This is a genomic window from Chitinophaga rhizosphaerae (assembly GCF_003958645.1).
Taxonomy (GTDB): domain Bacteria; phylum Bacteroidota; class Bacteroidia; order Chitinophagales; family Chitinophagaceae; genus Chitinophaga; species Chitinophaga rhizosphaerae.
In genome coordinates this window covers 40,293-52,485 of the sequence record NZ_RXLO01000012.1, presented here as the reverse complement: position 1 = coordinate 52,485, position 12,193 = coordinate 40,293, and the positions used below count along the sequence as shown (strand labels likewise).

Annotated in this window: 14 protein-coding genes; 9 read left to right on the top strand and 5 right to left on the bottom strand. The window is 54.4% G+C overall.

Annotated elements, in window-relative coordinates:
• Positions 1-28 precede the first annotated feature (28 nt).
• Positions 29-652, top strand: coding sequence for a nicotinamide riboside transporter PnuC (gene pnuC, locus EJ361_RS22275; protein WP_126248502.1), 624 nt, complete (start codon positions 29-31; stop codon positions 650-652).
• Positions 649-1,167, top strand: a complete 519-nt coding sequence (locus EJ361_RS22270) for an AAA family ATPase (RefSeq protein WP_126248500.1) — start codon at positions 649-651, stop codon at positions 1,165-1,167. The genes pnuC and EJ361_RS22270 overlap by 4 nt, the downstream gene beginning before the upstream one ends.
• 138 nt (positions 1,168-1,305) lie before the next feature.
• On the opposite strand, the gene mtgA is transcribed toward EJ361_RS22270, so the two are convergent.
• Positions 1,306-2,055 (bottom strand): monofunctional biosynthetic peptidoglycan transglycosylase, encoded by a 750-nt coding sequence (mtgA, locus tag EJ361_RS22265; protein WP_126248498.1) that lies wholly within the window; start codon positions 2,053-2,055, stop codon positions 1,306-1,308.
• A gap of 111 nt (positions 2,056-2,166) precedes the next feature.
• On the opposite strand from mtgA, the gene EJ361_RS22260 reads away from it, so the two are divergent.
• On the top strand, positions 2,167-2,784 hold the full coding sequence (locus tag EJ361_RS22260) for an L-threonylcarbamoyladenylate synthase (RefSeq protein WP_126248496.1): 618 nt from the start codon (positions 2,167-2,169) through the stop codon (positions 2,782-2,784).
• Between the two features lie 205 nt (positions 2,785-2,989).
• On the opposite strand, the gene EJ361_RS22255 is transcribed toward EJ361_RS22260, so the two are convergent.
• From EJ361_RS22255 to polA, 3 genes are all read right to left on the bottom strand, one after another.
• Entirely contained in the window at positions 2,990-4,141 is a 1,152-nt protein-coding gene (locus tag EJ361_RS22255; protein WP_240646709.1) for a C1 family peptidase, read from the bottom strand.
• 71 nt (positions 4,142-4,212) lie between these two features.
• On the bottom strand, positions 4,213-4,737 hold the full coding sequence (locus EJ361_RS22250; protein ID WP_126248494.1) for a GNAT family N-acetyltransferase: 525 nt from the start codon (positions 4,735-4,737) through the stop codon (positions 4,213-4,215).
• 157 nt (positions 4,738-4,894) lie between these two features.
• Entirely contained in the window at positions 4,895-7,714 is a 2,820-nt protein-coding gene (polA, locus tag EJ361_RS22245) for a DNA polymerase I (protein WP_126248492.1), read from the bottom strand.
• A gap of 42 nt (positions 7,715-7,756) precedes the next feature.
• On the opposite strand from polA, the gene EJ361_RS22240 reads away from it, so the two are divergent.
• On the top strand, positions 7,757-8,107 hold the full coding sequence (locus tag EJ361_RS22240; RefSeq protein ID WP_126248490.1) for an arsenate reductase family protein: 351 nt from the start codon (positions 7,757-7,759) through the stop codon (positions 8,105-8,107).
• 32 nt (positions 8,108-8,139) lie between these two features.
• Here the strand turns inward: EJ361_RS22240 and EJ361_RS22235 are convergent, their stop codons facing one another.
• On the bottom strand, positions 8,140-9,222 hold the full coding sequence (locus tag EJ361_RS22235) for a glycosyltransferase (RefSeq protein ID WP_164714374.1): 1,083 nt from the start codon (positions 9,220-9,222) through the stop codon (positions 8,140-8,142).
• 107 nt (positions 9,223-9,329) lie between these two features.
• Here EJ361_RS22235 and EJ361_RS25695 point away from each other — a divergent pair, with 107 nt between their 5' ends.
• The 5 genes from EJ361_RS25695 (at position 9,330) to EJ361_RS22220 (ending at position 12,177) form a co-directional block, all read left to right on the top strand.
• Positions 9,330-9,503 carry a hypothetical protein gene (locus EJ361_RS25695; RefSeq protein WP_164714373.1) on the top strand — a complete coding sequence of 58 codons (174 nt, stop codon included), beginning with the start codon at positions 9,330-9,332 and terminating at the stop codon, positions 9,501-9,503.
• 76 nt (positions 9,504-9,579) lie between these two features.
• Complete coding sequence (locus tag EJ361_RS22230; protein WP_126248486.1) at positions 9,580-9,828, top strand: hypothetical protein; 249 nt, start codon at positions 9,580-9,582, stop codon at positions 9,826-9,828.
• Positions 9,829-9,911: 83 nt separating this feature from the next.
• Entirely contained in the window at positions 9,912-10,043 is a 132-nt protein-coding gene (locus tag EJ361_RS26045; protein WP_262707082.1) for a hypothetical protein, read from the top strand.
• 65 nt (positions 10,044-10,108) lie between these two features.
• Positions 10,109-11,248 carry a formimidoylglutamase gene (locus EJ361_RS22225; protein ID WP_126248484.1) on the top strand — a complete coding sequence of 380 codons (1,140 nt, stop codon included), beginning with the start codon at positions 10,109-10,111 and terminating at the stop codon, positions 11,246-11,248.
• Positions 11,249-11,283: 35 nt separating this feature from the next.
• On the top strand, positions 11,284-12,177 hold the full coding sequence (locus EJ361_RS22220; protein WP_126248482.1) for a YitT family protein: 894 nt from the start codon (positions 11,284-11,286) through the stop codon (positions 12,175-12,177).
• Positions 12,178-12,193: the final 16 nt, after the last annotated feature.

Below are 12,193 nucleotides of genomic sequence, written 5' to 3'. Positions count from 1 at the left end.
CGGCTTGGCGGCCTTTTTTATTTTATATATGGACGGATTTATTCAGCAGGTGATAAACGGATTTCTGCAGATGTCGTGGCAGGAAGCGACCGGTGTGATCTTCGGGATCGTGAGCGTTTTTTGCTCGCGGGCCAATAGTGTGTGGGTGTACCCGACCGGGCTCGTCAGCACGGGGTTTTTCACCTACCTGTTCGCCAAACCCGGCGTAGGTTTGTATGCCGAAGCCGGGCTGAACGCGTATTATTTCATCATGAGCGTGTACGGCTGGTATAACTGGACGCGGCAGAAAGACGGGCACAATGCGGTAGGGATTTCGTGGATGAGCCGCCGCGACTGGCAGATCGCACTGGGGATTGTTGTGGTGGGATGGGTATTCATCTGGTGGGTGTTGCGGACTTTTACCGACAGTACGGTTCCCATCCTGGATGCGCTCGTGTCTGCCGCGGCCTGGAGCGGGATGTGGCTGCTGGCGAAGCGGAAGATCGAAAACTGGGTGATGCTGAATGTCTCCAATTTTATCGCGGTGCCGTTGCTGCTCTATAAAGGGCTTGCGCCAACCGCGGTATTAACCGTAATTTTGTTCATCGTGGCCGTCAACGGATATTTCCACTGGCGCCGCATCTACCGGGAACAACTAAACGAACAGGTGTGAAGAGAATCGTAGTCATCGGTCCGGAATCCACGGGCAAAAGTACCCTCAGCCAGCAATTGGCGGCCTACTATAAAACGGAGTGGGTCCCCGAGTTCGCGCGGGCCTACCTCGAATCGCTGGGCCGGCCCTACGAAAAGGAAGACCTCTGGCACATCGCGAAGGGGCAGCTCGCTGCGGAAGACGAAGCCGCCGCCCGCGGAAAGGATTTCATCGTCTGCGACACCGATCTCTACGTCATCAAAGTCTGGAGCGAAGCGAAGTACGGCGATTGCGACCCGCGCATCCTCGAACAGATCGCCGTCCGGGAATACCACGGCTACCTGCTCACATATATTGATATCCCCTGGGAAGACGATCCCCTCCGCGAACATCCCCTCCCCGAAGAACGGCTGTATTATTATAATATTTACCGCGATATCGTCATCAATTCCGGCGTTCCCTGGGCAGACGTCCGCGGGGATCATAACCAGCGGTTACAAACCGCCGCGGCGGCCATTCCGGAGATGTTGGGATAACCTGGCGAATGTTTGTGGCCCCCAAACCCTCGCCGGAGGGCTTTCTGGCGATTAGACACAAATGCCGGGCATTTTAAAAATGCCGGTAAAAAAATTAGGGGAAGAAATACACAAATATGGAATTGCGGCCGATCAGGGCTATTTATCGGCTTCTTTCGAAGATAATTTATCCGCTTTCGGCGCTGTGATCAGCTCGGCGATGTCGGGGTCCCCGGCGATGTTGCGCATTTGCTGGAGGATGCGTTTCTGCCGCCAGGCGGTGATGCGGGCGGGGGGATTCACCGTGTATTTGACGGGGTTGGGGAGGCATGCGGCGATCATGGCGGCTTCTTCCCGGTTCAGATGGGATGCCGGCTTTTTGTAATACGCCTGCGCAGCGGCTTCCACTCCGAAGATGCCTTCACCGGTTTCAGCCACGTTGAGGTACATTTCCAGGATACGCTTCTTGCTCCAGCACAGTTCGATCATGAAAGTGAAGTATACTTCCAGTCCCTTGCGGACCCAACTCCGGCCCTGCCAGAGGAAAACGTTTTTGGCGACCTGCTGGCTGATGGTAGAGGCCCCCCGGATCTTTTTGCTTTTCTGGTTATGTTTGAGCGCCTTTTCGATGGATTTGAAATCGAAACCGTCGTGATCGGGGAACAACTGGTCTTCGCTGGCGATAACGGCCAGTTTGACATGTTGCGACATTTCGCCGAGGTCTACATAATCGCGATGGAAAGATTTATCGGTACCGATGAGGGAAAACCAACTGCCGATCATGGTCATGGTGACGGGCGGGTTCACCCATCGGAGCATGACGATGTATAACAGTTGTGCCACAAAGAGAATAAGAAAAACCCTTTTAATGATTTTCCATGTTCTCGGGACGATTCCTTTTAATTTCATCCGGTTTGATTTCGAAACAGGGCGGAAAGTTAGCAAGATTATGGATACGGTTGTAATTTACCCGCCAACATTGATCCGCGAAAGATTGTTAATAATAAAAAAGGAAGGCCCATGAGATTAGAACTGCATCCGCAAAATCCGAATCCCCGGAACCTGAAAACGATCATCGAATGCCTCCGCGACGGCGGCGTGGTGATTTATCCGACAGACACGGTGTATGGCATGGGCTGCGACATATTCAAGCCCGAAGCGGTGGAGCGGATTGCGCGGATCAAGGGGATCGACCCGAAAAAGTCGCATTTTTCCTTCATCTGTTACGACCTGAGCCATCTTACGGATTACACCAAAAGTGTGGACACGCCGCTGTTCCGTATCCTGAAGCGGGCGTTGCCGGGGCCGTATACCTTCATTCTGCCGGCCAGCAAACAGGTGCCGAAGCTCCTGAAAACGAAGCGCGACACCGTCGGCATCCGTGTTCCCGACAATCTGATTTGCCGGACGCTGGTGAAAGAACTGGGGAACCCGGTGATGAGTGCGTCGTTGCCCATCGACGAGTACGTCGAAGAATATACCGATCCCGAGATCATCCACGACAAATTCGGCAAGCTGGTGGATATCGTGGTGGATGGCGGGCCTGGCGGTGTGCTGATGTCTACCGTGGTAGACTGTACCGGTCCGGAGCCGATGGTGGTGCGCGAGGGCGCGGGGGATTGGGAAACCGTTAGTTGATGCGTGATCTCCGATTTTCTCCCGGAAGCCACGTTGTACTTTTCTGGCAGTACGCCGCAACGCACCCGTACAATTATCGATAACGATGCGATCCTTCTTTCGATTTAAACGATTCACCCCGGATGTTCCAATTTTCAGGGAGCATAAAAAAGGCGCCCCATCCGGAGGCGCCCTGTAAAAAATACGTTGCTGCTATATGATGTAATTAAATGCCCATTTTCTTCGCGATCGCGGCGGGGATGGCTTTTTTATTCACCATGAAGCAGGTGGTCTTATAGGCGAAATAAGGAACGGAAGCGTAGAAATAGCCGCCGCAACCGTTATTGGCGCCCCAGGAATTCTTCACGATGAAGTAGTTCTTGCCTTCCTGGTCTTTGGCCAGGCCGGTAATGTGCATACCGTGGTCGTCCTGCGTTTCGAAATTGTCGAAACCGAGCTGGCGGTTTTCCTGCGTGATGGTTTTTTCTTTCGCGGGCTTGGTGAACAATGCCTGGCGCTCGGCGTCGGAATAGTCGGCCCAGTCTTTTTCAGGTACGATGGCGAGGCCATCTTTGAAAGAGAACCCTTTTTCGCTCACGTCGGCTGCCCATGCAAGGGTGTAACCGTTGAGAACGGCCTGTTCGGCGATCTGGGTGAACTCGTTCAGGGGAACGTTATACACTTTCTCCCAGTTCCAGTTGTCGGGAACTTCCAGCACAAACTGTTCGTAGAACGGGTGGTGGTTGAAGGAGGAAACGATCACGTAATCGTCGGCATTGAGGCCGAGCGCTTTGGCGAAGGTTTGCGGGGTATAGCTTTTGCCTTTGTACTGGAACTGTTCGGGCGTGGCGCCGATATAGGCGTCGAGCACGCCGGTGAAGGCTTTTTGCCAGTTCGGGTTCACTGTTTTGGCGTCGCCGAGGGTTTTGACCATGCCTTCGAGGAGGCCCAGCATTTCTGCGTGGTTGTAGGTTTTGTCGCGGTTGCCGTCATACGCTTCCTGTGGTACGAGACCGAAATTTCTGAGGCAAAGCAGATCGTCGGGGAAACCGCCGCCTTCACCGAAGTTGGCTTTTCCGTGCATGCGCACGTAGTTGGCGGCTTTGAGGGGATACATTTTGCGGACCACGAACATTTCGCTGAGGTTCAGGTCTTTGCCTTTACCGGAGCGGAGAAGTTCGGATTCGAAAAAGGAGAGGCCGGAAAAAGACCAGCAGGTGCCGGTTTGCCCCTGGTTTTGTACCGCGAAGGCATCCTGGCTTTTGAGGATGGTGAATTTGTATTCGCTGCCCGCTTTGTTGGTGAGCGGCATCGTTTGCGCCATAACGGAGGTGCCGGCGAGCATCGCCGCCCCCATCATCCAGTTCTTCATGCTCATGTTGATTGCAGATTTAGGCGACAAATGTAGGGGATCGGCAGGAAATGGCGTGGCGTGGTATGGATGAGCGGTCAGCCCCCGAGGTATTGTTCCCGGGAGATTTCCCATCGCCAAAGCTCCCCGGCCTCCCGGCCATTGATCTCACCGGCGAAGCGAAGCCCCGATTTCTGCAATACTTTCACGGCGGCATTATATTCCTCTTCCGTATGCGCGATCACCTTCGACACATACGGATGGCTGAATGCAAAACGGATAAGGATTTCCGCCATTTCCGTGGCGTATCCCTGCTCGCGGTAGGGCCCGGAGACTTCGTACCCGATTTCCACCGCGCCATCCGCATCCGGCCGGCCCTTGAAGCCCGCGGTGCCGATCAGGCGATTGTCGGCCTTGTGGACGGCCAGGTAAAAGAACCAACCCAGTAAGGAAGGATCGTTGCGCAACTTGTCGTAGGCCACCAATACCATTTCAGGGTATTCTGTCCATTGTTCCGGCACGTCTATTCCCAAAATCTGGGCTAATGCTTCATTCCCATGCAAAAGCGCTTCAAAATATTGCAACGTGCAGGGTAACAATTGTAACCTTGAGGTTTGGATCATAAGTGAAAACTAGTAAACGATTCGCTGATTTGCAAGGGGTGCGGCCTGCGTGCAGGAGCAGGGCGCCGTTGCTGTTTTTTTGTTCACTGTAGCCGGTACGGAACGGCGTTCCGTACCGGCTTTGTATTAGTTAGGTTTGCTGATTTTTCGATATGGATCAATGCGCTTCGAGCCAGTTCTTCCCCGTCCCGATCTCGGCTTCGATCGGCACACTGAGCGGCATGGCGTTGCGCATCCCTTCGATGATGAGCGGTTTGATGATGTCTACCTCGTCTTTATGCGCGTCGAACACCAACTCGTCATGCACCTGCAGGATCATCCGCGAGCGGAAATTATGTTCCCGGAAGGTTTTGTGCAGCGAGATCATCGCCAGTTTGATCAAGTCCGCCGCCGTTCCCTGGATAGGCATGTTGATGGCGTTCCTTTCCGCGAAACCACGCACCACGGCGTTGGAAGAATTGATGTCTTTCAGCCAGCGCTTCCTGCCCATGAGCGTTTGCACATATCCGGTCTGCTGCGCGAATTTCACCTGGTCTTCCATATATTGACGGATGGCCGGATATTGTGCGAAGTAGTTGTCGATCAATGCTTTGGCTTCGCTTCTCGGGATGCCCAGGTTTTCACTGAGGCCGAAGGCGCTCTGGCCGTAAATGATTCCGAAGTTGACGCTTTTGGCATTCCGGCGCATGTCTGACGTTACGTCTGCCAGTTCCACGCCATATACTTTGGCTGCTGTGGCGGTGTGGATATCCAGGTTGTTGCGGAATGCGTCGCTCATGTTCTGATCGCCGCTGATGGCTGCTATGATGCGCAGCTCGATCTGCGAATAGTCGGCGGAAAGAAGGGTGAATTCCTCGCTGCGGGGCACGAACGCCTTGCGCACTTCGCGCCCTCTTTCCGTGCGGATGGGAATATTCTGCAGGTTGGGATTGTTGGAACTGAGGCGCCCCGTCACCGCCACCGCCTGGTTGTAGGAGGTGTGTACCCGGTTGGTGCGCGGATTGATCATTGTCGGCAGCGCGTCTACATACGTAGATTTGAGTTTGCTCAACTCGCGGTAGACGAGGATGTTTTCCACGATGGGGTGCCTGGCGGAAAGTTTGGCCAGCACGTCTTCGCCGGTAGCATATTGCCCGGTGCGGGTTTTCTTGGCTTTGGGATCGAGCTGGAGCTTTTCGAACAGTACTTCGCCGAGTTGTTTGGGCGAACCGAGGTTGAAGCGGACGCCGGCCTGCTGGAACACGCTTTCTTCCGCTTTGCGGATTTCGGTTTCCAGCTCGCGGGAATAATCGGCGAGGGCTTGGGTATCGATCTTCACCCCTTCAAATTCCATATCCGTCAATACCTGCACGAGCGGCGCTTCGATGTCGTAAAACACGTTGGCCACATTGCGTTCGCGTAACAGCGGCTCGAAACAGGATTTGAGCTGAAGGGTAATGTCGGCGTCTTCAGCAGCGTATTCCTTGATCTTTTCGATCTCGACATCGCGCATATTGCCCTGGTTCTTCCCTTTCTTCCCGATGAGCGTTTCGATGGAAACCGGCGCGTATTGCAGGTATTGGGCGCTGAGAAGGTCCATCGAGCGACGGCCCTCCGGCTCTATCAGGTAATGTGCCAGCATGGTGTCGAACAATTTCCCTTTCACTTCGATGCCGTACCATTTCAGGACGATCATATCGTATTTCGCGTTCTGCGCCACGAATTCCGCGTCCGTCCGTTCGAAAAGCGGTCGGAACGTTTCGAGGATCTGCAGCACTTCGTCCCGGGCCGGGGGCAGGGGAACGTACCAGCCTTCGGACGGTTTCACGGAGAAGCTCATCCCCACGATGTCTGCCGCATTTGCGTCGGTGCCGGTGGTTTCGGTATCGAAGCTGACGAGGGGTTCCTTCATGAGCCGGGCTACCAGTTCGGCGTGCTTTTCGGGCGTATCGGCGAGGTGGTATGTATGCGGTGTGTTTTCGATGTTTTTATCGGCGACGAGGCCCGGTGCTTCGATGGCTTCCGCCTGTTGTGCGAGGGTGCTTCCGGCCTGGGGAGCCTCGGTGGGGGTGCCGAAGAGATCTTGCTGAACGGGCTTTCCGGGATCTCCTGCCAGGGCGTTGAACGAGTCGCCGAGGATCGTTTTGCCGAGGCTTTTGAATTCCAGCTCGGAGAAGATCTCCGTGAGTTTTTCCTTGTGAATTTCGGTACAGCAGAAATTCTCTTCATGGAATTCTACGGGAACATCGGTGATGATCGTCGCCAGTTTTTTGGAAAGGATGGCGGAATCGGCGCCGGCGCGTACTTTTTCACCGAGCTTACCGGGAATTTTGTCGGCGTTGGCAATGACGTTTTCGAGGGTGTTCCATTCGAAAAGCAGCTTGGTGGCGGTTTTTTCGCCCACACCGGGGATCCCCGGGATGTTGTCTACCGCATCGCCCATCAACCCCAGAATATCCACGACCTGGGCCACATCGCTGATGCCCCAGCGCTCGCAAACTTCTTTCGGCCCCATCACTTCCTCCTTATTACCCAGCGCAGGCGGTTTCCAGATGAAAACATTGTCTTTTACGAGCTGGCCGTAATCCTTGTCCGGCGTAACCATGTATACGGAATATCCCTGGGCCGCGGCCTGCCAGGCAACGGTACCGATGATATCGTCGGCCTCGTACCCGTCGAGCTCCAGCACGGGAATGTTGAAACCCTCGATGATCCGCTTGATGTCGGGCAGGGCCGCGAGGAGGTCTTCAGGCGCATCTTCGCGGTTGGCCTTGTAGTCGGCGAAATCAGTATGCCGCTCCGTAGGCGCGTGCGTATCGAATGCCACGGCGATGTGCGTGGGTTTTTCCTTGTTGAGGAGGTGGATTAACGTAGTGGTGAACCCGAACTGCGCGTTGGTGTTCTTTCCCTTGCTGGTGAGCCTGGGGTTCCGGATCAATGCGTAGTAGGCGCGGTAAATAAGCGCCATTGCGTCCAATAAGAAGAGTTTTTTGCTCATTCGTCAAAAGTAATCAATTCCCATAATTCCTAATTTTACGGGATGAAGAAGATTTATTACCTGTCGACCTGCAGCACCTGCGCCCGTATCCTCGAAGAAACGGCCGCGGTTGCGAAAGGAGCGGAATTGCAAGACATCAAGAAGGAAAAGATTACGCCGGAACAACTGGAAGAAATGCACGCACTGGCCGGGAGCTACGAATCGCTGTTCAGCCGCCGGTCGATGCAGTACAAGGCGCGCGGCCTTGCGGGAAAAGAGCTGTCGGAAAATGATTACCGCGATTTGATCCTCGAAGAATATACTTTTCTGAAACGGCCGGTGGCGATCGTGAACGGCAAAATCTTTATCGGGAACGACGCGAAGACCGTGGCGGCGCTGAAGGGCGCGCGCTGATTTCGTTAATCGATCACAAATTATACATTTCCCTAAAGTGATTCTGCGAAGCGGCGGACGATCGATTTGTACGCGTTCATGTCTTCCGGCCGGCCGAAAGAGCGGAAGGGGAATGTTTTTGCGTCGTCGAGCGCCTGCTGGAGCCGGAACCGGTGTTGCGGCACGCTGATGAAATAGCCTTCCTGCATGAGGTGCTTGCCCAGATATTCCTGTTCGGACTGGCCGGGGGTGGGGATGAGGATGGCTTTTTTGTTCAGTTTGGCGAGGTCCATCAGGGTGGTGTACCCGGAGCGGGAGATGACGATGTCGCTGGCTTGCATGGCGGCGTTGAGGTCGGCCGCGCCCAGGTGGCTGACTTGAGAAATCCCCGGCGCGGTGGCTTCTTCGCTGGCCTGGTCGGGTTTTCCGCTGACGATAAGGGCTTTGATGCCGGGTATCTGGCGGAGCTGTTCTTTCAGGATGGTTTCCAGCTGGGTGCGTTGCGGTTCCGGGCCGGAGATGAGGGCGAGCACATCGTATTTCCGGGAAACGCCCGGCTGTGGCTCAAACCGGGAGAGGCAGCCCAGGTAAGTGGTGTTATTGGGCAGTTCGGCCGGATGGGCGAGCACGCCGCTGAGGTTGTGTGCGCCCGGGAAGTCGGGCACCCAGCAGGCGGAATATTTATTGATATACCGGTAATTGATGCGCTGCAGGATGCGTTCGGTAACCCCGCCGAATGGCGTCTTGATGAGCAGTTGATGGGAGATGAAAACGCAGGGAATGTCTGGATGGTAAAGGCCGAACCGGTTGTCGGAGATGACGGCGGAAATGCCGTGCTCGGCAACGGTTTTGCGCAGCCAGGCCTGTTCGTGGCGGACGGCTTTCCAGATCTTGGGGACCTGGCGCAGGATTTTGACACCGAAGAAAAGGCCTTTTTTACTATACGTAATGTGGTATCCGGGCAGGGGAAGGATGGTAATTTCCGGGAATTCCCGGGAGAGGAGTGCGGCGTGCTTTCCTTCGGCCGCAATAACTACCACGCAACCAGCGTTTAAGAGTTCACGAATCAGCGGAATGTCGCGCGTGGCATGGCCGAGGCCCCAATCGAGGGGTACCACCAGCACTTTTTTTTGCACAGTGGGATTTGTGGACAAATATTTCAGAATTTATTGCGAAATTAGTTTAATTTAGAAATGATCACTGTTAAGAAAAGGTAAACTTCCCGCCCGACTGACTAGCAATTTTGACGAGCATTTTAATATTGGTTGATGAAAAGGATTTTCTGGATTTTCATTTTCTTGACGATGGCCAGTTTAACGTGGCAAGGTTGCAGTGTGCTGAAGAAAAACGATTGCGGCTGCCCGCCGATGCAGAAGGGGCGGATGCGGCACTAGCGAATATCTCACCTATACCTTGAAGCACATCTTACCGTGTGCGCACGTTATTGAAAACATGGATGTCAACAACAGCGAAAACAATCAAACCTAATTAGCATGAAGCCTGTAGAGAGGGATTTACTCATTTTATTGCACGAAGACCGCTATAATGAGCAAGAGATCCAGCAGGAAGTGAAGCAGATCAGCGATATGCTATCACTGGTAGAAACGATGGATTTCCTGGCTGCCGCCACCGAAGTGGCGGATTGCAACAAGCATCGGGTCACCAGTAAGCGCAAAGTGCTGGAGCGCGCGTTCTTCCGCAAGGAGCCAAAGGCATTTGAGTTCATTATCCACAAAAATTAAGGGCACATATCCAGCCCGCCATTCCGGAAAGGCCTTCCTTCCCCGGCCAGATCACCAACGTTCATCCCGTTGTTCAGTAGTAAGTGAATACGCAGAGAGCCATCTTCGAACCGGTCAGCAAAACTGTCTCCGGTAACTATTTCCACCTCACCATTTCCTTTCCCGGACCGCTTCACCGGCGGCTCCCCGCCCTGCCCATGCCGTTCATGAACTGAACAGCGCCACCGCACGATTTGTAAAATTCTTGTTGTAGGTTTGCGCACAAATAATATCCGTTGTGATGATAGACTTTTCGCACCTGCAAGATTACCTGTCGCCCGTTTCCAAAGCGGAACTGAACGAAGATGAAGAATATGACGACCTCCAGGTCGGGAACATCATCGACAGCTACGAACAAGGCCACCTCCCCAACCTCGACGCCGCCGATATCATTTTCCTCGGCGCCGGCGACGAACGGGGCAACGGACGGAGCAACTCCGCCACACCCGCACCCGACGTTATCCGAAAAGAATTTTACCGCCTTTATCTCTGGCACCGCGACCTCCGCATCGCCGACGCCGGAAACCTCCTCCCGGGGCGCTCCCAGGCCGATGCCTACGCCGCCCTCAAAACCGTGCTCACCGAGCTCATCGACGCCGGCAAAACCATCGTGGTCCTCGGCGGCAGCCACGACCTCACCTACGCCCAATACCAGGCCTACGCCTGCAAAAAATACATCATCGAAGTCAGCGTAGCCGATGCCCTTATCGACCTGCAGGAAACTTCTCCCATGAAATCGCAGCGATTCCTGCTCGATATGTTCATGGAACAGCCCAACTACATCCGCCACTACAACCACATCGGCTTCCAGAGCTATTTCGTACAGCCCCGCATGCTCGAAACGCTCGACAAACTCCGGTTCGATTGCTACCGCCTCGGCAAAGTGCGCGAAAACATCGAAGAGATCGAGCCCGTGCTGCGGAATACAGACCTGTTCTCGGTAGACGTCTGCATGATCAAACATACCGACGCACCATCGCACTCCCTTTCTCCCAACGGTTTCACCGGCGAAGAAGCGTGTGCCCTTTCCCGTTATGCCGGCATGAGCAATAACCTTTCCACGTACGGCATTTATGGATACGATCCTACCCGCGACCGCGACAATCTCACGGCCAAACAGATCTCGCAAATGCTCTGGTATTTCCTCGACGGGCGGCATGTCCGCAACAAGGAAGCACAGCTCAACGAGCGCGAAGCTTTCCTGGAGTTCCACATCGCCGGCGCCGATATCAGCACCGTGTTTCTGAAAAGCAAGAAAACCGGTCGCTGGTGGATGCAGCTGCCCGACAAGAATTTCGTTCCCTGCGCCTATTCGGATTACCTCATGGCCAGCAACAACGAGCTTCCCGAGCGTTGGCTCCGTAGCCAGGAACGCCTGTAATTCCTTATTTTTAGGGTAACGTTCAAGCAAATCATGTGACGCATCCCCGCAGAGCCAGGCTCGCCCGCATCAATATCATTCAGAATGCGCAAGACGCCACCCTCATCGCCATCGGCGTATTGCTGGCCGCTATCGGCCTCAAAGCCTTTTTGCTGCCCAACGGGTTCCTCGACGGCGGCGTAACAGGTATTTCCCTGCTGGTAAACCGCCTTTCGGGATGGTCGATCTCCGTGTTGCTGATCGTCATCAACGCGCCTTTCATCGTACTGGCCTACAAACAGCTGTCGCGCCTCTTCACGCTGAAAACCATCGCGGCCATCGTAGGGCTCGCCACGGCGCTGGCGCTCATCAAAGTACCGGTACTGACGCAAGACAAATTACTGATCGCCATTTTCGGAGGGTTCTTTCTCGGCGCCGGCATCGGCATGTCTATCCGTGGCGGCGCCGTGCTCGATGGGACCGAAGTGCTCGCCCTGTGGATTTCCCGGAAAACCGTACTGTCTATCGGCGAAGTGATCATGTATTTCAACATCCTCATCTTCGGGGTGGCCGCCGTGCTCATCAACATGGAAACCGCGCTGTACGCCATGCTCACGTATTTCTCCGCGTCGAAAACGGTGGATTTCGTGATCCAGGGCTTTGAGGAATACATCGCCCTGACCGTTATTTCCCCAAGATCGGAATTGATACGTAAGACATTGACACTCAAACTGAAAAAAGGCGTGACCGTTTTCAAAGGGAAAAGCGGGTACGGAAAAAGAGGGGAAGTGGATAATGAAATCGAGATCATTTATACCGTTGTAACCCGCCTGGAGGTGCATAAGGTCATCGACGAGATTGAAAAGATCGATGAAAAAGCGTTTATTGTGCAACATAATATCAACGACACCCGCGGCGGCATGATCAAGCGCCGGGCGGGGGCACATTAATCGCGAAACATTCCAC

Bases quoted from the DNA above. Each gene is read 5' to 3' on its own strand.
- pnuC (WP_126248502.1), top strand. From the start codon at position 29: ATGGACGGATTTATTCAGCAGGTGATAAACGGATTTCTGCAGATGTCG.
- mtgA (WP_126248498.1), bottom strand. From the start codon at position 2,055: ATGAAATTAAAAGGAATCGTCCCGAGAACATGGAAAATCATTAAAAGG.
- EJ361_RS22260 (WP_126248496.1), top strand. From the start codon at position 2,167: ATGAGATTAGAACTGCATCCGCAAAATCCGAATCCCCGGAACCTGAAA.
- EJ361_RS22255 (WP_240646709.1), bottom strand. From the start codon at position 4,141: ATGAGCATGAAGAACTGGATGATGGGGGCGGCGATGCTCGCCGGCACC.
- EJ361_RS22250 (WP_126248494.1), bottom strand. From the start codon at position 4,737: ATGATCCAAACCTCAAGGTTACAATTGTTACCCTGCACGTTGCAATAT.
- polA (WP_126248492.1), bottom strand. From the start codon at position 7,714: ATGAGCAAAAAACTCTTCTTATTGGACGCAATGGCGCTTATTTACCGC.
- EJ361_RS22240 (WP_126248490.1), top strand. From the start codon at position 7,757: ATGAAGAAGATTTATTACCTGTCGACCTGCAGCACCTGCGCCCGTATC.
- EJ361_RS22230 (WP_126248486.1), top strand. From the start codon at position 9,580: ATGAAGCCTGTAGAGAGGGATTTACTCATTTTATTGCACGAAGACCGC.
- EJ361_RS22225 (WP_126248484.1), top strand. From the start codon at position 10,109: ATGATAGACTTTTCGCACCTGCAAGATTACCTGTCGCCCGTTTCCAAA.